Origin of the sequence: Psychrobacter sp. I-STPA10, assembly GCF_021012795.1 — a bacterium.
Taxonomy (GTDB): Bacteria; Pseudomonadota; Gammaproteobacteria; order Pseudomonadales; family Moraxellaceae; genus Psychrobacter.
This window is the reverse complement of sequence record NZ_VFYU01000032.1, coordinates 44,896-64,582: the sequence shown is the minus strand read 5'-3', so window position 1 is coordinate 64,582 and position 19,687 is coordinate 44,896. Positions and strand designations below refer to the sequence as shown.

Below are 19,687 nucleotides of genomic sequence, written 5' to 3'. Positions count from 1 at the left end.
TATTGTTGGTTTCCACTTAAACCATCATTGAAAAATGTATCTGCTTATAGACAAGTAGCAAAAACTTAATTATTTTCAGTTGGTTAGTAATTCCCTTATCCCGAATTCAGGTCAATATATTATTTTATCTCTCTATTTATTAACTTCATATTAATAATGACGCATCCACATCATCAAGATATTAACCATTATGAATAACATTGATAACAAACCCACCAAGAAACGTGGGAATAAAAAAGCACAACTATTTACCACCTCACAGTATATCGTACCACAGCAACTACTTAGTAAAGTAGTGGGTAAGGTGGCTGCCAGCAAAAACCCACTGGTAACAAAAGCGTTTGTGCATACCTTTGCCAAAGTATATGGCATCAAGATGAATGACTATGCTCGTCCAGATTTAGATGATTATGACAGCTTTAATGACTTTTTTACGCGTGAGTTAGCAGACAATGCGCGTCCGATTGACCAAACACCAAATGGTATCGTCTCGCCTGCTGATGGTATGGTGTCACAAATCGGTCGTATCAATCGTGAACAGATATTGCAAGCCAAAGGGCGTGAGTATGACATTGGACATCTACTTGCCTCAATCGAAGAAGGCAGATATTTTCAAAATGGCACGTTTGCCACCGTCTATCTAGCACCAAGCAACTACCACCGAGTGCATATGCCCTTTGATGGCACACTCATCAAAACCCGCTATCTTCCCGGTACATTATTTTCGGTTAATAACACCACTGCCGATAATGTGCTTGATTTATTTGCGCGCAATGAGCGCATGGTATGCTTATTTGATACCGAATTTGGCACTGCCGCTGTGGTCTTAGTTGGTGCAATGATTGTTGCTGGCATCGAAACGGTTGCTACAGGCAAAATGAAACGTAGTACAACTACCATACAAGAACAAACGCATCATATACCACTAAAAAAAGGCGATGAATTAGGAAGGTTTTATTTAGGCTCAACCGCCATTGTGATTTTGCCTGAGGCTGCCAATACACAGTGGCAAGTCGGTTTACAGCATGAATCTGTGATTAAAATGGGTGAGCTGATGGGGACTGCCAGTGTCTCTTCACAAAAAATGGCAGGTGCGAATATTTGAATCTCAGTACAAGAATAGAAAGCTTAATTCGTTATTGTTGGTATGATAAACACCCCACTATATAATGGGATTAATATCATCACAGCTTGCAATAACACAAATCCCATTAATAAAAAAAACCATGTCTTTTTTTTAGCCAGTACTGATAGCAGCAATAGCCCAATATCCAGTATTGGCAATAACCACAGCAGATGAGCAAATCGTTGTAAAATAAAATAACTCTGATGTGGCTTTGCGCCAAAAGAACGGTATAAATCAGAAAAGTATGGCAATACCCCAAGCGGCAAAGCAAGTGTTAATAGCAGCAAAAGCAGGACTTCAATGACACAAATGCTGGTTAATATAATAAGCGTTGATTTTTTCATAAGATTGAACTGGCAACAACTACTAAGTCGGCAGTGAGTATTGAGTGCTTGAATTTAAGATAAGATTATTTTAACCATGATGTTGATGATATGATTTTAATAGTATAGTTTTATTGGCATGGCTTCAATAGCTGAGTTTTAATACCGAAAATGCCCTGAGATAGGATAGGCAAATAAAATATCATTTTCCTGGGTCCCACGCCCAATATTATGAATAATCAGCGGTGTACCATTCATGGTTTTTTTATCAGAAACGATGCCAATGTGAGGTAAGTTACCATTGGGCAGTCGCCAAGTCACAATATCGCCTACTTTAAAGCTACTTTTATCTGTTAATGATAAACTCTGCCCACGATGGGCAAAAAATACCTCAAGATTGGGCACACGCCGATGGTCAATATTGCTATCTGTACCACTTAGCCCCCAAATTTTGGGATAAGCAGACCAGTTATTTTTCATGTCGTGATTGACCAATTGTTGCAAATCAATGTTTTGTAGGCGATAAGCACGAATAACCACATCGGTACAAACCCCTATATGCTGAGGCACGTCACCTCGTGGAAAATCTAGCTGACGATAAGCAGGGTCATAGCCCACCGTCACCCCGATTTGTTTTTTGGCATCATGTGCCAGTTTATTACCAGAACTGACCACACCTGCTTGAGCTACTGTAGCAATAACACTACTCAAAAACACCATCAGTCCGATAGCAATAAACCTATTTTTTAAGCGTTTTAAGCCTATTAAAATAGTGGTTATCATAAGTATGCCTTGCTCATTTACTCATCAATCAGCCAACCCATTTTAGTAGCGTGTTCAATCTGCACATATATCCAATGATGAATAATTGGAAACTCGTTGGCAATAAACGCATGTGCTGCCGCTACTTGCGAGCGGCTAACGCCCAAATCTTGCCACGTTCTGCCTTTTGTGTTGATATTAAGCAAAAATGGCAACAGCCTATCAACCACTTTAATCAGCTTCGCTTCACTGCTTGCTCCTGTTTCTTGCGCTTCCCATATCGCTACTAAATCGCTGATACCATGCCCCGCGTGATTTTGTAAACGCTGCATACCTTGACGCTCAGCAAGATGAGCCTCAGAACGCTGAGGTGCATACAAAAAGGTATCACCTGCATCTATTTCACCCAAATCATGTACCAATGCCATCTTCAATAAGCGTTCATGATTAAGTGGTAACTCAAAATAGGTAGCAATCGCCCAAGCTGCCATTGCTAAATGCCATGAATGCTCAGCAGAGTTCTCAAGCCGACTGCCACCCGTGATATAACTGCGCCGCTCAATGTGTTTAAGCGCATCAAGCTGTAGTAGAAACTGGGTGATGTCTTGCATGGTATCCATACTTTCTACCACATTTTCTGTGGTGCCTTCTACAGCAGTTTCACTAAAGCTTGCTACAGTATTATCAACATCACTATTCATTGAAATTGATGGCATCTATTTCACCAAATTACTGATGGTCTTAAATGCAGGGTCTTTTGAGCTACGACACAACTCAAACAATATCGCCTCAGTAGTGGTAATCACCGCACCTGCTCGGCGCATACGACGTATGGCTTGCCTGCGGTCATACGCATTACGTGAACCTGTAGCATCAGCGATAATAATGGGTTGCATGCCATTATCAAGCAAATCTAAAGCTGTTTGCATCACACAAACATGCGTCTCTACCCCAAATAACAACACGGCATTGCGATTTTGCTGTGCCAGATAGTTCCATGCTTCGTCATCATCGCAAACACTAAAGCTGACCTTTTCAAATTGCTGCCCTTTAGTATTACCTAATACCGCCATAATCTCAGGGACAGTCTCACCCAGTCCCTTTTTATATTGTTCATTGTGCATGATTGGTATATCTAATGCTTGTAGCCCTTGGAGTAAGGTAACTGTCTTTTGGATGATTTCTTGATGGCGATAGATATGCGGAGTGAGTTTTTCTTGTACATCAATCAGCATTGCCTGACAGTTATCACGCATGATGCGGTAGGTTTTATCGGTCGTAATCGTGGACATAGTTCTCTCCTTGTTTATGCGAAAGTTATCATTAAAATTGATTAGCGGTCACATTCATTCCATTGCGATATAATCCATATCTTACTGATAAATGGATAGACTTTTATTAAGACACAGTCTAACAGTTCCGTCAATCACCAGTTAAGTTAATCACAGCGTCCAGTCACCGTTAATTGCCGCTCAAACTGTCCTAAATGCCCATAACTGCCCACTTTACTAATTAACCCCTTGATACAAACCCTATCCATCTGATAATAATGACTATAAATACCACGTTGCTTTGCCAGCTCATCAATAATTGATTCTGGGTCATAGACATGATACTGCTGACCTTGCGGTGTCATTAAGCTAAAAACTTCTACTGTTTTATTCACTGCACCTTTGATTGTCTGTGGCTGTAATGTCTTTACATTATGCTCATCTGCTAATTTGGCTGAAATATTTTTAGCATTGGCAAGCAGTGCTACCCCTGTTCCAATTAGACTAATCAAAGCAACTTTTGCCACTGTTTTTGAGCGATTTTGGGTACGTGTGGACATGCTATTTTCCTTCTTCCACTATTTCTCATTTTATGTTTGTATTGACAGTAACTGTGTTAGTAAGTCTGAATGATTGCTAGTGATTATTAAATATTAAATACAAAAAACGCCTCTAACATTATGCCAGAAGCGTTTTAGTTACAAGTGATAATATGTGCTGTTATGGAAACTAAAAGTAGTCTGCCCTTACCTACTTGTTTTTAACTTTTATCACCAGCAGTTATCATCAATTTATAAACCAACTTCTTTTGACATCTCACCCATCTGCTGATTCACACACGCATCATTGGCGATTTTATGTGCAGCTTGTTCACTTTGACCATTGGCGATGGCAGCACGATATTTTTGTTGATACACAGGATTGTCTGATTGGCAAGGGTTACTGGTGGTGGCACAGCCCGCTAACAACATAAGCATGGCTGATGATAGGGTAATAGTTAAAAATTTCATAGTAAAAATTCCATTAATATTAATAAGTTACATTTTTTACCACCTTATTTATATACCCTTTACATAACCAATGCAATATCCTTTTGGTATAGAACTTACGCATTTTTCTAGATTATTAGCGATTGGTAATCATTACCTTTAATACTCTGAGCTGGCTGTACGTAATTCCAGAGGCTTCGTAAAAATTGCTCGCCGCTTTATAAAGCGAATATCATACTTTTGCATAAGCTTTATGTTATAAAGTTGCTCAATAAGTCTTCATAAAACTGTCATTATTAGGGGAAGGAGCTGGCTTTTAAGTCCTGCCGTCCTGCCCCTATTTTAAAGAAAGGATTGGGGATGGGTTATATTTTAATTGAGTCAATCAAGTTGAGAGTAGGATTCAAACCTTTAGCGTTTTAACTGATATTTAATCAATTTATTCAAAGCATTAACTAATTCCTCTTCACCAAAGGGCTTACACAAAAATCCACGTGCGCCATATTTAAGGGCTTTTAAAGCTGTTGCCTTATCGCTCAATGCGGAGACAACCAAAATACTAACCCCTGTCTCTTTAGCAATAATTTTTTGAATACATTCAAGACCATCCATATGCGGCATGGTCAAATCCATGGTAATTAAGTCAGGTTGATGCAGATCAAATTCTTTTAATGCTTCTACGCCATCGCCAGCAGTGGCAACAATTTCGATATTATCTTCTTTAAAGCTTCGTTCAATACGATTTCGCATGATGTTAGAATCGTCGACAATCATCAATTTATGCATATCTTTTCCTAATTTATTTGGTTTGTATAAGACACTAACTTAAACAAGGGGAATAACAATATTAAATTTGGTACTTTCACCTGTGCGACTCTCACAATTTAAAGTACCACCCAGTGCTGCCACTTGCGATTGGATAATATCCATTCCCATGCCCCTACCTGCATCCTCAGTAATATTTTCAGCAGTTGAGACACCGATTCCAAAGATAAGCTGTGTTACCTCATCTTGAGTTAACGTATGGGCACGCTCACTACTAATGACACCTGACTCAACAGATGAAGCAATGATTTTATCTGTTTGCAAACCCTGCCCATCATCATAACAACTAAATAAAACACAATTTTCAATCTCATCATGCATCAGATTAATTTGTATACTACCAATGGCTGGTTTACCCATTTCTTTTCTAATAGCAGCAGGTTCAATACCATGAACCACACTATTACGTAGCATCTGAATACAAATATCTTTAATTCCCATTTGTAAAGTTGCAGAAAGTTTACTATCCTCCCAATACTGACACTGTAACTGAACTTGTTTATTATAACGCTTGGCAATGTCTTGCACGAACTGAGCAAGCTGTAATGCCACTACTGAGTCAGATGTTACTTTGCTAACAAACATCGCTGTTTCATTTGTTTTACTATCAGAAACAACATCACACATTTCACTTTCTGACTCTAAATTTTCTAGCTGAGTTATTTCTATATTTTCAAGGCTTACATTTGCTGCATGTTCATCTTGAAGTGGCTCTGACTGTATTATTTCAGGTTTAGAAGTATTTAGTGCCTCTACTTCAACTTCACTCTGATTATTTTCAATAATCGCATTCGTAGATTCAAAATTCTTGGAACTAGCTTCTATACTTTGATCAGTTTTTTCATTTATCCCATCTATTTCATCATTATTTACTTCATCATTATTTACTTCATCATTATTTACTTCATCATTATTTACTTCATCATCGTTTACTTCATCATTACTATTAGAATCTATTATATGTATAATTTCCTCTTCTGTTGGATTTTCATCTAAATGATGAATGCTCGTATTTTCTAATGTTGATTTCTTACCATCATATAAATTCAGTTGTGTTGCCAGTTGTGATACAAATTTAGTCAACTCATATAAAGAATCAAAACTCACCGCCATTGCCAAAAAGTCATTACCCACCAAATCTGGTTTATTTATCAAGACTTTAACATGTTCTTCAGTTTCATGTGCCAAATCAACAAAAGGTAATAATCGTAAAAAAGATGCCTCACCTTTTATACTATGCATTTGTCGAAATATTTCTTGTGCCTTTTGCTGCATTTCGTATGTTTTTGCACCGGGTGTTTTTAAAATATTATTCACAATTTCCAAACGAATAAATGTATTGTCCAAAAAGGTCTGGAGCATTTCTTTATTTAATGACAATATATTGCTTAGCATTTCAATCTGACGGCTACTTTGTTGTTGCTCGTCAATCAAGCGTCTTTCTAGCTCTACCGCTTCAGAAACATCACTGACTCTGACCAATACCCTATCGATTTCTTCCTCTTTTACCACTCGATAAAAATCAAAATCTAAATAGCGTATAACTGGCATCCCATTATCATCATTACTTGCCACTTTTATGCGCTTTAAAGGGTTTAAATCCGTAATTAATTCTTCTACTACCCAAGGACTATAAAGTTGATCAATAAAGGTTTTGGTATTCTCTAAATCTTCTGCACTAATACTATCTTCTAATAGCTGAGTAAATTTTTTACCAGCAATATTTTCTTTTTGTAACATTCTTTTTAATTCAGTTGAATACTGGTCAGCAATAACCAAATCTTTATCTACTAAAAATAACCCTTCCTTGATGGTTATTAGAATATCTTGAATTTGTTGATTTGATGTTTGTAAATTTTCTTCAGAAATTAATAGTCTACGAACAAAATAAAAAATAAACCATAAAAAGTATAACGCCGCAAAAATCATATCAATAAACAAAATATATTTAGCAATTTCTGTCCAATATTGGTTATTTTCAAACCTATCTGCATAGATCTTATCAATGGTATCATAAATATTATCTTTATTTTCATAAGCATAATTTGCTAATGCTTGATTACTATTATAGTTGTTTCCATCAATCGTAGAATCAATATTATTTTGATATATTTGCCAAACTTGACGTAGTTCGCTTAATGCTTTCCGACTAGTCTCCGAATCAAGGGCAGAAACATCAATATAACCTTCATCTCCATAATTATATTCATAAGTCCCACCCTTATCCAGTCGCTCAATTAAAGTATTAATTTCTGCCTGCGCCTTTTGTGTCTGCTCAATAATCTGTGGTCGCTCATTGGGTTGTGCCAAACTCAGTTGTTGAATATCCAAAGCTAAGTTATAAAATTGGTCACTCATCTCACCAGCAGCATAAATGATGCCTGAGTTACGCTCTACGTGATAATTAACAATATAGTTACTCAGTAAAATACCTGAGATTAATAGTACAAAAGCCAATAAAGATAAAAACAACACTCTAAATCGAAATAGCTTGCTAAAAAATGACAACATAAAAAACTCACAATATTAAGAATGGTATTATTAAGAATAAAATATAAATATAAAAGAATTACTCACCCTACCATCCATAGTAAAGCGATGATGGTGAATATGTAACATGATAATACTAATAAAAAACTTTCATTATTTAATTATTTTTACTATCTATTTGCGACTAAATGACTTAAAAAAGCCACTAAAAACCATGTCTGCTATTGCTGACTTCCTTCCACACACTCCTCACATGAATCCTACATGGCAATCATGATTCATTCCATATCACTAAATGCCAATTATGACACATATATTACCATTCACTTACAATAATATAAATAAGACTAACACAAGAATTTATCCTTAAACCCTAACAAAGCAGTTAAAAATTAATTATTATTGAATATAATTCAAAATACATTTTTTATCGACAAAATGACTCAACGATAAATATGACATCAAATAGGAAAGATAAGTATGACTTTGGCTCATCATGATAACTGGACACAAAAAATCTTTGCGTGGGCAGATGAGTTTGAGATTCCAGAGAATGAAGTACCAAGAGATAAAGAAAAACTGCTGGCGATAACAGAATTAAATCTTAATCGCTATGATGAGAACAAAGCTCACCTGCCCAAAATTACCTATTTACCTAATGAAATTGGACAACTGACTAATTTAGAAAGGCTTAGTATTGGGAATAATCAACTAACCCAACTGTCTGAAAGTATTGGGCAACTCACTAAATTAACAGAGCTTAATATTCGTTATAATCAGCTCAGCACATTACCTGAAAGTATTTGTCATCTAAAAGAGTTAAGGCAACTTGATTTAACAGGCAATCCACTGACTGAGTTATCAAAACCTGTCAAAGATTTTTTACGTACCATACCTCGTGTTCATGGCTACAATAAATAAGAATCATAACAAATAAAAAAGACAGGTTACCATTAGCAACCTGCCTTTTTAACATCATTCAAAAGTTAACATTAATCAAAAACAGTTAAATAAATCGATGATTAGATACGCTCAATCACGGTTGCAATACCTTGACCCAGACCAATACACATGGTCGCAAGTCCAAACTGCGTACCTTTTTGCTCCATCGCATTGAGCAAAGTAACGGTAATACGAGCACCAGAACAGCCCAGTGGGTGACCAAGTGCGATTGCACCACCATTGACGTTGACGATGTCTTGCTTATCTAACAAGTTAAGCGACTTTAATACCGCCAAACTTTGTGCCGCAAAGGCTTCGTTTAGCTCAATAGTTTGCATGTCATCAAGGCTCATGCCTGCACGTTTTAGCGCTTTTTGGGTAGCAGGAACAGGACCATAACCCATGATGGCTGCATCACAACCTGCTACTGCCATACCACGAATACGTGCACGTGGTTTTAGCCCCAAATCTTGTGCTTTTTGTGCTGACATCACTAACATGGCAGACGCACCATCAGACAATGCCGATGAAGTCGCGGCAGTCACAGTACCACCTTTAGGGTCAAAAGCAGGACGTAATTTTTGCATAGATTCTAAAGTGGCGTCAGGGCGAATCACTTCATCAACGGTACAAAGCTGTAGATGTCCGTTTTCGTCATGACCTTCGATACCAATGATTTCGTTATCAAAGCGACCTTGCTGTGTCGCCTCCCAAGCACGACGATGTGACTCAAGACCAAACGCATCTTGCTGTTCACGAGTAATGCCGTTCATACGACCCAGCATCTCTGCGGTTAAGCCCATCATGTTTGAGGCTTTGGCATAGTGCTTTGAGGCTTCAGGGTTGATGTCGATACCATGCATCATACCGACGTGTCCCATATGCTCAACACCACCGATGATAAAGGTATCGCCTTGACCAGTCATAATTTGTGCTGCGGCAGTATGTAGAGCTTGCATAGATGAGCCGCACAGACGGTTGACTGTTTGCCCGCCCGCAGTTTTTGGAATATCAGCAAGTAAGCCGATGTTACGCCCGATGTTCATACCTTGCTCTAAGGTCTGATTGACACAGCCCCAAATCACATCTTCCACATCATTGGTATCAAAGTCATTACGCTCGACTAAAGCACGCACCAATTCGGCTGACATGCTATCGGCTCGCACGTTGCGAAACATACCATTTTTTGATTTACCCATTGCCGTACGTACGCCATCTACGATGACCACGTCTTTTGGACTTAAAGTTGTCATACTAAACTCCTTTCAATTTTTTTATATTTTGGTGTCATCGTTATACTAAGCGGTTTTTGACGCAGTGGGATAAAACTTCTCACCAGCGGCTGCCATGTCACGGATTTTTTGTGGTGCTTCATAGGCTTTGCCAAGATGAGCGTATTTTTCACACAATGCTAAGTAGTTATCCAAGCCCATTTGGTCGATGTAACGGCAAGGACCACCACGGAACGGTGGGAAACCAACGCCCATAATCATTGCCATATCAGCCTCAGCAGGGGTAGCGACGATGTTATCTTCTAGGCAACGCACGGTTTCGTTACAGAAAGCCAGCATCATACGGTCAATGATGGTTTGGTCATCAAACTCTTGGCTGCCATTATCTGTCACTGCTTTTAGTAGCTCATAGGTGGCATCGTCAGCGACTTTTTGTGGCTTACCACGTTTGTCTTTTTCGTATTTGTAGAAGCCGACGCCATTTTTCTGACCTAAGCGATTGTTTTCAAATAAGTGCTTAATCGCGCCTTTATAGTCAGGTTTCATACGGTCTGGGAAACCTTCTGCCATCACTTCGGCACCATGCACGCCAGTGTCTAAACCAACCACGTCAATCAAGTAAGCAGGACCCATTGGCCAGCCAAATTTTTCCATGACTTTATCAATGTGTACAAAGTCTGCTCCTTCTTTAAGCAGTAAATCAAATGCACCAAAGTAAGGGAACAACACACGGTTTACCAAAAATCCGGGACAGTCATTGACCACAACAGGCACTTTACCCATACGCTGTGCTAGGGCAACGGTAGTAGCAATCGCCTCTTCAGAAGACTTTTCACCACGAATAACTTCGACCAATGGCATACGGTGTACAGGGTTGAAAAAGTGCATACCGACAAAGTTTTCTGGACGCTCTAATACTTCGGCTAGATAAGTGATAGAAATGGTTGAAGTGTTTGAGGCTAGGATACAGTCGTCTTTAACCAAGCCTTCGACTTCTTTTAATACGTCATGTTTCACTTTTGGATTTTCGACCACCGCCTCGATAACGATATCAGTCTCACCAAAGTCACCATAATTTAGGGTTGGGCGGATACGGCTTAGAGTTTCGCCCATTTGTGCTGGGGTCATGCGGTCACGCTCAACCATTTTGCCAAGCAGTTTGCTTGCCTCACCCATACCCAAATCAAGCTGCTCAGCTTTGATGTCTTTCATGATGATGTGCAAGCCTTTGCTGGCGGCTTGATAAGCGATACCACCACCCATGATACCAGCGCCCAATACTGCCGCTTCATTGATGTCGTGAGCTTTGGCACTGTGCTGTTTTGCCAGTTTTTTCACTGCTTGGTCATTTAAGAAGATACCAACTAAGCTTTCTGCTTGTGGTGTCTTGGCGGCTTTGACAAAGTTATTGGCTTCTACTTCGATGGCTTTGTCACGTGGCAAATTCACGTGTTTTTCAATCGCTTCAATGGCTAAGGCAACAGCAGGATATTGTTTTGGATTGGCTTTGGCAAAAATCATGCCCTTAGCACTGTTAAATGCCATCGCTTGCTCAAGTTGGTTTAGCTTAACAGGGTTTAGTTTTTCTTCACGTTTGGCTTGCCAATCAAGCTCACCTGAGATGCACTTTTTGACCAAATCAATGGCAGCATTTTGTAAGTCATCAGCAGAAACCACCGCATCAACCAAGCCAAGTTTTAACGCATCGGCAGGTTTTTGTGGTTTACCAGTAGCGATTAGCTCTAGTGCATTGTCGATACCTAATAAGCGTGGTGTACGCACGCTACCACCAAAGCCGGGGAAAATACCAAGCTGAGTCTCAGGCAGACCAATTTGTGCTTTATCACTCATCACACGGTATTCACATACCAATGTCATCTCACAACCACCGCCTAAGGCAGCCCCATTAATGGCAGCAACTTTGGGGAATGGTAGGTCTTCAAAACGGTTAAATATTTGGTTAATTTCAAGTAGCCAAGATAGGATTTTTTCTTCTGGCTCTTCAAAAATACTTAAAAATTCGGTAATGTCAGCACCAGCGATAAACACGCTTTTGCCAGAAGTAACGACAAGACCTTTGACCTCATCCGCCTGCTCTAAGGCACTGACTGCCTCAGCAAACTGTTTATTGGTTTCAGCATCAAATTTATTGACGCTCTCATTTTCGGCATTAAACTGCATATTGGCAATGCCATCATCTAGCATTGATACCGAAATGCGATTACCTTGATAAATCATTCCTCTCTCCTCGTTTTTTCTGTGGTTGTTTGTGTTGTTATGATATTCATTCAGAACGCTACTTAGTGTAGGGGATTTGCCCCCTCACTGTCACAATGTAACGCCTGACTCACAAGTCATAAACTCTTGCACGACTATGAATTTTTCTTACAATTTTTTATCGTAAAAGTGATGAAAATGAAGTAGCATCTAGCTTTGTGTAATTTAGATTACCCTTACTTTAGACTAAAAAAATGACGAAATATAGTGAAATAAAAAATATTAATAAATTGTCACAAAGCTTTTATTTTCTAAATAAAGACAGTAATACTGATTTATTCAGCAGTTAAGACGTATTCACCTCAGTTATAATATAAAAACTTCATCTTATATAACAAAAGCACTCATACTCATTGAAACAGCTATTTAAAAAATTGAGCAAACAAGCGTTTCATAGAGATTGACACATAATAAATGCACAAAGCCATATATAATATGACAGCGACAATATAATATGTACTCAGCAGAAAATAGACTTTATCAAACATTCACCTTTAGCTTACCGTATCCTATATGTCATCTTTAACTTCCCAAACCACTCAGCCAAGCCACCCTACTCATCATACTGATGATACTCAATTCAGCTTTCAGCAAACGCCAAACTTTAATGTATTTATGCAAAACGTGCTGTCTGTTTTAGAAGATGATATTGCCGCTCTATTTGGCAATGAACAACAAAGCAGTTTATCAAATGTTACGTTTGTCACCTTACCTGAACCACTTAAAGCAGCCTGCCACTATGCCATGACAGGCAGTGGGAAACGGGTGCGCCCTTTATTAGTTGCTTGTGCTTTTAGTAGCGTTAATCCTCAGCAACCATTAAACCATGCTTGCCGCCGTGCCATGCTTGCTGTTGAGCTACTACATGCTTATTCACTTATTCATGATGATCTACCTTGTATGGATGACGATGATTTGCGCCGTGGACGTCCAACTTGTCATATTGCCTTCGATGAAGCAACTGCTCTACTAGCAGGTGATGTATTGCAGACATTAGCGTTTGAGGTGCTAACATCAGATATATTAGGCTTTAAGAGCATAGATGACAGCATTGCCATACAACTACTAAATACTTTTGCTCCTCGTGCTAGACGTATGGTGGCAGGACAAATGCTCGACTTAAATGCTGAGGGGCAGCAAATCAGTCAAGATGAATTAGAAGCCATCCACCGTGATAAAACAGGAGCTTTAATCGAAGCGGCAACCATGATGGGTGGTATCTGTGCTCATGCCAATAGCGAGCAAAGCACAGCACTACAGAGCTTTGCTACTCAAATTGGACTGGCATTTCAGGTACAAGATGATATTTTGGATGTGACTGCCAGCACTAACGACTTGGGCAAGCCTGCGGGCAGTGATGAAAAATTGGATAAATCTACCTATGTGAAATTGATGGGGATTGAGCCTGCCAAAGCCTATGCCAAACAGCTTTTTATTGAGGCAAAAGCTGATTTACTAGCACAATTTACTAATTCTAACTCTAATGACAATATAAGCGAAAATAATGCGTTGATTGAATTGGCAGAATGGCTATGGCAACGCAATAAATAACTAAATTAAGTAAATAAGCAAAAAAAGGCACACAGTATGCAAGACCCCAAACATTCTCGCCACGCCAAGTATACCCCCGATGCAGGGGAACAAGTTGCAGAAAGTTTTGCGGCTGAAGTCAAAGGTAAAGGTGGTGTTAGCCGTATTGTCAAAGCATTCGGCTATTCTCGTGATGGCTTTATGGCAGCCTACAAAAATGAAGCAGCTTTTCGGCAGGTACTATGGCTAAATTTAGGGCTATTTGTGGCACTGTTATTTATGCCGTTTGCTTTAGCGATTAAAATGATACTAGTGTTTGCCTCGTTTGTATCCTTGATTGTTGAGCTATTTAATACGGGGATTGAGGCAAGTATTGACCACACCTCCACCGAGCGTCACCCCTTAGCAAAAATTGGTAAAGATGTCGGTTCTGCCGCCCAGTTTTTGGCATTAACCCTATTATTTATTTTGTGGGTGATGGCATTAGCGTCAGCTTTTTGATGGTGTTCTAAAAAGTATGCTACCCCCTCCCTAACCCTCCCCCAAAGTTGGAGGGAACTGTTCCCCCTCCCACTGGGAGGGGGCTAGGGGGAGGGCTGAGACTATGGTAATTTATTAAAAATAACCACAGCATACTTTTTGAAACACTACCAGCTTTTTAAATATTGGTTTTAGCTTTTTAAATGATGAACAATCCCACGCAAAAAATCTATATCGGCACTGGCGGTTATAGCGATACCGATTTGCTTGGTACGCTATACCCTACTGGCACCAAAAAGAGTGACTTTTTAACTCATTACGCCAACCATTACGGAGCAGTTGAGATTAACAGCACCTTTTATGCCCCCATTGGGCAAAAAGCCATTGCAGGTATGTTGCAAAAATCGCAAGACTTCTCCACTATCTTATCAAATCAACCATTACCCGACCTATTTGCTGATAGTCCAACAGATATAACACCAAGTACAACAACAGACTCAGTAAATAGCAAAAAGCCACCGCTTAAATTTGCCTTAAAACTACACCAAGATTTCACCCATGTGCGTTCGCATACAGATGACAGCATTACCAAACATGCCCAAGCCTTTTTAAACATTCTATCACCACTGATAGAGGCAGATTGCCTTGCCCCACTACTGCTACAATTTCCGCATGGCTTTGACCGTACGCGAGAAAATCGTTTGTATTTGGCTCAGTTGGTACAATATTTTGCAGGGGTTGAATTGGCGATTGAATTTCGTCATGCCAGTTGGCACGTTGCCCAAGTTGAGGACAGCTTTGTTAAGCAAGGTTTGATTTGGTGCAGTGTTGATTATCCTAAGGTTAATGGTTTGCCCAATTCTCGGTTTTTATTAACCAAGCGCACAGGTTATCTACGCTTACATGGCAATAATCTGAATTGGTGGGACGCCAAGTCAGCAAGCGAACGCCACGATTACCGCTATACTCAGATAGAGATGCAAGGTTGGGCAAATACCATCGCCAATCAGCGACAACATTTTGATACGCTTTATATATTCTTTCAAAACACCACCAAAGCTCATTCTTATTATAATATTCAGATGTTAACTAAGGAATTGATAAATTTAGGGTTTGAGGTGCTATAGCCAAATTAGAATAAAACTAGGGCAAACTTTATGGATTCATTAACACAAGTCGTACTAGGGGCAAGTGTGCAAGGGACAATATTGGATAAATATCAAGGTCGCCGAGCCTATATTTATGGGGCAATGCTGGGTACGCTTCCTGATTTGGACGTGTTGATATCCTACCCTGACCCGATTAGCAGTATGACTTATCATCGAGGATTTAGCCATTCGCTGTTTGTGTTGACGGCAGTGGGGATTGGTGGGGCATGGCTGATTAGCAAATTTTATCAGTGGCGAGAGCAACCGCTACCCTATTCTACCAGCCGATTAGCGGTGGCAATGACGTTGGCACTGACCACCCACCCATTACTTGATAGCCTGACGGTGTATGGCACCCAGCTATTTTGGCCGTTTACCCCACCACCGACCAGCATTGCTTCAATGTTTATCATTGACCCGATTTATACCATTCCGCTATTAATCGCCATGATTGTAGGACTTATTAAAGGTAAACGGCTTGCGTATGTGCAAGGGGTGAGTGATGGTCAATCAACACATCAATTAAAGCACCAATCCAAGCAGTGGTTTGCCAACTGTCAACGCTTTACCCTATATATGCTTCTTATATCGAGTAGCTATCTGCTGCTATCCATTGGGCTAAAATATATCGCCCAAAATAAAGCCGAACAGACACTTGCCAATGCCAATATTGACATCGCCCGTATCAAAACCATGCCGATGTTACCCTCAACCATTATGTGGCGTAGCCTTGTTGAAACACCAACAGGTCAGTTATACGAAGTAAGAGGCAGTTTGCTTGATAAACGCTTGCCCGAATATCGGCAATTAAACCAATATCAACAATCCAATGCTCTAAAATCACAAGTACCCACAGCCAGCCAGCCCCATACCGAGCGGTTAACGTGGTTTACTGATGGTTGGACAGTGTATCGCCAACAATCAATGGCAGATAATAAACAAGGATTGGTGATTGAGGATTTGCGGATGATGGTGGGTGATGAGCCGTTATTTAGCTTTGTGGTTGCCACAGCAGATGGCGACAATAGCAATAATGGTAAGGGTAGTTATAGCCAAGCCAACTGGCAAGCGATAACCCCAGATTATAGCCGTCTGCATAAGATAGAGTTTGAAAAGGATAAGGTCACCGAAACGGGCAAACCTGTCCCAGATGCTCGCTTCGAGATGGTCAAAAATGGCTTTCGCCGTATGCTTAATGAAAACGAGGGAACAGATGGTTGGGAAGTGCCTTGATTTTAGCAGAAACTATTAGCATCTTACATCAATCACATAACTTTGTTGATATTGAACAATATGATTATCAGCCGTTAATAATTTAACACCTTCTATTTTAGCCTGTACTAATAATAATCTATCAAAAGGGTCACGATGAATTTGTGGTAGGTTACCTACATCAAGCACATGAGGCAACAAAATATTCATCTCAATAAATCCCAAATTTAATAACTCATCAACTATCATTTTTGGGTCATATTGAAAATTGGGCTTATCCAAACTTGCCTTAATCGTCATTTCCCAAATACTGGCTGTACTAAAATAAAGTATGTTACTCGGCTCATTTAGTATTTTTAGTGTTTGTGCTGATAATTGTTTACAGTTTTGTGTTAAAAACCAGATTAGCACATGAGTATCTAATAAATATTTCATTATTTGCAACCAAACAACTCAGCAATTTCATCAGCATAAGCTGTATCAAAATCATCAGGCACAGTAATTTTTCCCTTTAATGTACCCATTCTTCTAGGAATTACTGGCTGTTCTTGCTCAAGCTGACTGGCTAAAAAATCCTTTAATACATTGCTTAAATCCTGCTCATTAAACACGCCTTGTTGTTTGGCTTTTTCAATCAGCTCATCAGGTAAATCCATGGTAATGGTGGTCATAATAACCTCCCTAATAATGCCCTTTTGCTCCAATATTGATACTCAACTTAGCATAATCCACATATCATCGTAAATCAAATGCACAGATAAATATTAACCAACCACACAAACTCTCAACCATTCACCCACCACACCACCTTACCAATCACTTGTTCCACTTCTACCAGCCCCATCTGCTCAGTACTAACACTGTGACTGGGGTTATCCCCTACTAAATATAGCCCTGTAATGCTACGTTTATCATCATACTCTATCTGACAAATACGTTTGATAATATCGCCATACTGTGAATGACGTACTGCAACAATATCACCAACTTTTAGCGATGGTTGCCACTGCACCCCAAGCCTTTTGATATTGACTACAAAACCCATCACCAATACAAAAGCACCCGACTCAAGGGTCGGGTGCATACTATTACCAGTGACTTTTAAAATACGTAATCGAAACAAGTAGTTTTCTCTTGTTATCTTGTTAAGTATATTTATACGCTACTCTCAACTTAACCCCCTCCTGCCCTTCTCCTTTAAAAGTAGGAGGAACCAGCTTTTAATCCCTCCCCTTAACTCAAGGGGAGGGTTTGGGAGGGGTCTAATATTAGTTTAGCCCAATTTTGGATAAACGGTTTCAGCTTTTGGCTCATAAGGGCAAGTGGCACGATACGTCTCAACACCTTTGGTTTCCCAAAAGATTTCTGCAAATTCATTAACCAAGTCAACAAGCTTTTGAGCTTTTTCCACGCTAACGCTTTGCTTAGCAGCAGAGCCTGCCATCATAATATTATGGGTTAGCTCATGGATATTAGGATATTTTTCTAGTAACTCACCTTTGAAATAATCACCCCAAATGACACGGATTTCATGTTTTACAGACTCAGCGTGTTTTTCTTTATCGGCAACCAAACGTACTAGCTTGGCTTGGTCTTCTTTGCTGTCACCCAAACCATCAATTTGTTGGCAATAACGTAACACACTTAGCGCAAAAATCTGTGCAGGGGTGCTGTCATAGATACCACAAGGGATATCGCAATGAGCAGATACTTGAGAAAAAGCGTGTTTTTGATCAATCTTTTGTAGTAGTTTATGTAACATAACGAACTCCTTGTGAAAGTAAATAGCATCAATAACTGCTTAAATAACTTAATAAATAATAGATACTTACATAAAGTCAGCTAAGATAGACGATTTTTATATCTATATTTAATCAGTTATATTCAACGCATTTGGCACATTGAATCATAGTTAATGTTGTGCCAAGACCTGCTAACCATAACGTGAAAATACCTAAATGTAAATAGAACTCATTTTTATAGTTTCAATTTTATAATAAAATTTACCAATTATGCTAATAAATCTTAGGCTTATGGGGTAGGTCATCTTTTTTAATCAAGAGACTAGGAGTAGTTTTTATACATATATTTTTATGTCACATAAAACAGGCATAAAAAAAGGACACCTTGACGGTATCCTTTTTTGCAATTGACATATCGCACATTATGAAAACTTAAACATCTTAGCTTAAGCTTACTCTTCTACGCCTGCATCTTGACCTTTGTACTTGGCATTGGCATAGTCCCAGTTTACTAACTTGTCTAAGAAAGTATCCACATAATCTGGACGGCGGTTACGATAATCAATGTAGTAAGCATGTTCCCACACATCACATGTTAGTACAGCCACTTTGCCATGCGCCAATGGGGTGTCTGCATTGGCAGTTTTCATGATAGATAACTTGCCACCCTCACTATCAGCAACTAACCAAGCCCAACCTGAGCCGAATTGTGACGTTGCGGCATTTTTAAACTCTTCACGGAATTTTTCATAGCTACCAAAATCTTCTTCGATTTTCGCTTTTAGCTCACCAGTCGCTTCACCACCACCATTTTCTGGGGTCATGCAATTCCAATAAAAAGTATGGTTCCATACTTGTGCAGCTTGATTAAACATGGTTTGTTTGCTGTCGTCTACAGCAGTGGCTTTGATAATTTCAGCCAATGTTTTATCTTCTAAGCCTGAGTTTGGAAGCAACTCATTAAGTTTGTTAACATAAGCAGCATGGTGCTTATCATGATGGAATTCTAGAGTCTCTGCACTGATATAAGGCTCTAGCGCATCTTTGGCATAAGGCAGATTAGGTAAAGTAATGTTTGACATATTTTATTATCCTTGGCTAGTCCGTCCGTATTATGAGAGATATTACACTCAATAACACCTCTAAAATACGACAAATTGGCTAATTGATTGTTGAAAGTTAAAACCTTTGTACTTAAAAACGGTGCATTTAAAAACAAAATCCGTCAATATATGAGCTTATAAACGCATTATGGGTGTTTATCATAAGTTTCATATATGAGTTATCAACACTATTTACAAGCACTGTCGTTGAGCATTTGGTCAATTATGTTGAGTT

Annotated in this window: 21 protein-coding genes; 6 read left to right on the top strand and 15 right to left on the bottom strand. The window is 39.2% G+C overall.

The window, feature by feature from the left end:
- Positions 1-190: 190 nt before the first annotated feature.
- Positions 191-1,105: an archaetidylserine decarboxylase gene (gene asd, locus FHK89_RS14630; protein ID WP_230659072.1), complete on the top strand. Its 915-nt coding sequence runs from the start codon at positions 191-193 to the stop codon at positions 1,103-1,105.
- Between the two features lie 23 nt (positions 1,106-1,128).
- Here the strand turns inward: asd and FHK89_RS14625 are convergent, their stop codons facing one another.
- From FHK89_RS14625 to FHK89_RS14590, 8 genes are all read right to left on the bottom strand, one after another.
- A complete protein-coding gene (locus tag FHK89_RS14625; protein WP_230659070.1) occupies positions 1,129-1,470 on the bottom strand; it encodes a hypothetical protein in 342 nt (113 codons plus the stop codon).
- 138 nt (positions 1,471-1,608) lie between these two features.
- Positions 1,609-2,232 carry a DUF1287 domain-containing protein gene (locus FHK89_RS14620; RefSeq protein ID WP_230659068.1) on the bottom strand — a complete coding sequence of 208 codons (624 nt, stop codon included), beginning with the start codon at positions 2,230-2,232 and terminating at the stop codon, positions 1,609-1,611.
- Positions 2,233-2,249: 17 nt separating this feature from the next.
- Positions 2,250-2,927: an HD domain-containing protein gene (locus FHK89_RS14615; protein ID WP_230659066.1), complete on the bottom strand. Its 678-nt coding sequence runs from the start codon at positions 2,925-2,927 to the stop codon at positions 2,250-2,252.
- Positions 2,928-3,503: an isochorismatase family protein gene (locus FHK89_RS14610; protein ID WP_230659064.1), complete on the bottom strand. Its 576-nt coding sequence runs from the start codon at positions 3,501-3,503 to the stop codon at positions 2,928-2,930.
- A 146-nt stretch (positions 3,504-3,649) separates the two neighbouring features.
- The gene (locus FHK89_RS14605; RefSeq protein WP_230659062.1) at positions 3,650-4,042 is read right to left on the bottom strand and encodes a hypothetical protein; all 393 of its coding nucleotides are present in this window, start codon (positions 4,040-4,042) and stop codon (positions 3,650-3,652) included.
- Positions 4,043-4,273: 231 nt separating this feature from the next.
- On the bottom strand, positions 4,274-4,492 hold the full coding sequence (locus FHK89_RS14600; protein WP_230659060.1) for a YgdI/YgdR family lipoprotein: 219 nt from the start codon (positions 4,490-4,492) through the stop codon (positions 4,274-4,276).
- Between the two features lie 390 nt (positions 4,493-4,882).
- Positions 4,883-5,257, bottom strand: coding sequence for a response regulator (locus FHK89_RS14595; RefSeq protein ID WP_230659058.1), 375 nt, complete (start codon positions 5,255-5,257; stop codon positions 4,883-4,885).
- Between the two features lie 39 nt (positions 5,258-5,296).
- Positions 5,297-7,807 (bottom strand): ATP-binding protein, encoded by a 2,511-nt coding sequence (locus FHK89_RS14590; RefSeq protein WP_230659056.1) that lies wholly within the window; start codon positions 7,805-7,807, stop codon positions 5,297-5,299.
- A gap of 459 nt (positions 7,808-8,266) precedes the next feature.
- On the opposite strand from FHK89_RS14590, the gene FHK89_RS14585 reads away from it, so the two are divergent.
- The gene (locus FHK89_RS14585; protein ID WP_230659054.1) at positions 8,267-8,707 is read left to right on the top strand and encodes a leucine-rich repeat domain-containing protein; all 441 of its coding nucleotides are present in this window, start codon (positions 8,267-8,269) and stop codon (positions 8,705-8,707) included.
- Positions 8,708-8,808: 101 nt separating this feature from the next.
- Here the strand turns inward: FHK89_RS14585 and fadA are convergent, their stop codons facing one another.
- Both fadA and fadB read right to left on the bottom strand, forming a co-directional pair.
- Positions 8,809-9,981: an acetyl-CoA C-acyltransferase FadA gene (gene fadA / locus FHK89_RS14580; RefSeq protein WP_230659052.1), complete on the bottom strand. Its 1,173-nt coding sequence runs from the start codon at positions 9,979-9,981 to the stop codon at positions 8,809-8,811.
- A 45-nt stretch (positions 9,982-10,026) separates the two neighbouring features.
- Complete coding sequence (gene fadB / locus FHK89_RS14575) at positions 10,027-12,198, bottom strand: fatty acid oxidation complex subunit alpha FadB (protein WP_230659050.1); 2,172 nt, start codon at positions 12,196-12,198, stop codon at positions 10,027-10,029.
- Between the two features lie 654 nt (positions 12,199-12,852).
- Here fadB and FHK89_RS14570 point away from each other — a divergent pair.
- The 4 genes from FHK89_RS14570 (at position 12,853) to FHK89_RS14555 (ending at position 16,628) form a co-directional block, all read left to right on the top strand.
- Positions 12,853-13,788: a polyprenyl synthetase family protein gene (locus FHK89_RS14570; RefSeq protein WP_442966573.1), complete on the top strand. Its 936-nt coding sequence runs from the start codon at positions 12,853-12,855 to the stop codon at positions 13,786-13,788.
- 36 nt (positions 13,789-13,824) lie between these two features.
- On the top strand, positions 13,825-14,268 hold the full coding sequence (locus FHK89_RS14565; protein ID WP_230659047.1) for a diacylglycerol kinase: 444 nt from the start codon (positions 13,825-13,827) through the stop codon (positions 14,266-14,268).
- Positions 14,269-14,450: 182 nt separating this feature from the next.
- Positions 14,451-15,374 carry a DUF72 domain-containing protein gene (locus tag FHK89_RS14560; protein ID WP_230661737.1) on the top strand — a complete coding sequence of 308 codons (924 nt, stop codon included), beginning with the start codon at positions 14,451-14,453 and terminating at the stop codon, positions 15,372-15,374.
- A 30-nt stretch (positions 15,375-15,404) separates the two neighbouring features.
- On the top strand, positions 15,405-16,628 hold the full coding sequence (locus FHK89_RS14555) for a metal-dependent hydrolase (protein WP_230661735.1): 1,224 nt from the start codon (positions 15,405-15,407) through the stop codon (positions 16,626-16,628).
- Between the two features lie 15 nt (positions 16,629-16,643).
- Here FHK89_RS14555 and FHK89_RS14550 read toward each other — a convergent pair whose 3' ends face one another.
- The 5 genes from FHK89_RS14550 to FHK89_RS14530 all read right to left on the bottom strand — a co-directional run bounded on the left by FHK89_RS14550 (position 16,644) and on the right by FHK89_RS14530 (position 19,431).
- On the bottom strand, positions 16,644-17,042 hold the full coding sequence (locus FHK89_RS14550) for a type II toxin-antitoxin system VapC family toxin (protein ID WP_230661733.1): 399 nt from the start codon (positions 17,040-17,042) through the stop codon (positions 16,644-16,646).
- Positions 17,042-17,278 (bottom strand): DUF6364 family protein, encoded by a 237-nt coding sequence (locus FHK89_RS14545; protein ID WP_230661731.1) that lies wholly within the window; start codon positions 17,276-17,278, stop codon positions 17,042-17,044. The genes FHK89_RS14550 and FHK89_RS14545 overlap by 1 nt, the downstream gene beginning before the upstream one ends.
- 113 nt (positions 17,279-17,391) lie before the next feature.
- Entirely contained in the window at positions 17,392-17,730 is a 339-nt protein-coding gene (locus tag FHK89_RS14540; RefSeq protein WP_230661729.1) for a S26 family signal peptidase, read from the bottom strand.
- Between the two features lie 150 nt (positions 17,731-17,880).
- On the bottom strand, positions 17,881-18,369 hold the full coding sequence (sodN, locus tag FHK89_RS14535; RefSeq protein ID WP_230661727.1) for a superoxide dismutase, Ni: 489 nt from the start codon (positions 18,367-18,369) through the stop codon (positions 17,881-17,883).
- Between the two features lie 432 nt (positions 18,370-18,801).
- Entirely contained in the window at positions 18,802-19,431 is a 630-nt protein-coding gene (locus FHK89_RS14530; RefSeq protein WP_230661725.1) for a superoxide dismutase, read from the bottom strand.
- Between the last annotated feature and the right edge of the window lie 256 nt (positions 19,432-19,687).

Excerpts from the sequence above, each read along its gene's own strand:
- fadA (WP_230659052.1), bottom strand. The coding sequence starts at position 9,981 with ATGACAACTTTAAGTCCAAAAGACGTGGTCATCGTAGATGGCGTACGT.
- FHK89_RS14585 (WP_230659054.1), top strand. The coding sequence starts at position 8,267 with ATGACTTTGGCTCATCATGATAACTGGACACAAAAAATCTTTGCGTGG.
- FHK89_RS14555 (WP_230661735.1), top strand. The coding sequence starts at position 15,405 with ATGGATTCATTAACACAAGTCGTACTAGGGGCAAGTGTGCAAGGGACA.
- FHK89_RS14570 (WP_442966573.1), top strand. The coding sequence starts at position 12,853 with ATGCAAAACGTGCTGTCTGTTTTAGAAGATGATATTGCCGCTCTATTT.
- FHK89_RS14625 (WP_230659070.1), bottom strand. The coding sequence starts at position 1,470 with ATGAAAAAATCAACGCTTATTATATTAACCAGCATTTGTGTCATTGAA.
- FHK89_RS14605 (WP_230659062.1), bottom strand. The coding sequence starts at position 4,042 with ATGTCCACACGTACCCAAAATCGCTCAAAAACAGTGGCAAAAGTTGCT.
- FHK89_RS14590 (WP_230659056.1), bottom strand. The coding sequence starts at position 7,807 with ATGTTGTCATTTTTTAGCAAGCTATTTCGATTTAGAGTGTTGTTTTTA.
- FHK89_RS14550 (WP_230661733.1), bottom strand. The coding sequence starts at position 17,042 with ATGAAATATTTATTAGATACTCATGTGCTAATCTGGTTTTTAACACAA.
- FHK89_RS14560 (WP_230661737.1), top strand. The coding sequence starts at position 14,451 with ATGATGAACAATCCCACGCAAAAAATCTATATCGGCACTGGCGGTTAT.
- FHK89_RS14610 (WP_230659064.1), bottom strand. The coding sequence starts at position 3,503 with ATGTCCACGATTACGACCGATAAAACCTACCGCATCATGCGTGATAAC.
- fadB (WP_230659050.1), bottom strand. The coding sequence starts at position 12,198 with ATGATTTATCAAGGTAATCGCATTTCGGTATCAATGCTAGATGATGGC.
- FHK89_RS14600 (WP_230659060.1), bottom strand. The coding sequence starts at position 4,492 with ATGAAATTTTTAACTATTACCCTATCATCAGCCATGCTTATGTTGTTA.
- FHK89_RS14620 (WP_230659068.1), bottom strand. The coding sequence starts at position 2,232 with ATGATAACCACTATTTTAATAGGCTTAAAACGCTTAAAAAATAGGTTT.
- FHK89_RS14530 (WP_230661725.1), bottom strand. The coding sequence starts at position 19,431 with ATGTCAAACATTACTTTACCTAATCTGCCTTATGCCAAAGATGCGCTA.
- FHK89_RS14615 (WP_230659066.1), bottom strand. The coding sequence starts at position 2,927 with ATGCCATCAATTTCAATGAATAGTGATGTTGATAATACTGTAGCAAGC.
- sodN (WP_230661727.1), bottom strand. The coding sequence starts at position 18,369 with ATGTTACATAAACTACTACAAAAGATTGATCAAAAACACGCTTTTTCT.
- FHK89_RS14545 (WP_230661731.1), bottom strand. The coding sequence starts at position 17,278 with ATGACCACCATTACCATGGATTTACCTGATGAGCTGATTGAAAAAGCC.
- FHK89_RS14565 (WP_230659047.1), top strand. The coding sequence starts at position 13,825 with ATGCAAGACCCCAAACATTCTCGCCACGCCAAGTATACCCCCGATGCA.
- asd (WP_230659072.1), top strand. The coding sequence starts at position 191 with ATGAATAACATTGATAACAAACCCACCAAGAAACGTGGGAATAAAAAA.
- FHK89_RS14595 (WP_230659058.1), bottom strand. The coding sequence starts at position 5,257 with ATGCATAAATTGATGATTGTCGACGATTCTAACATCATGCGAAATCGT.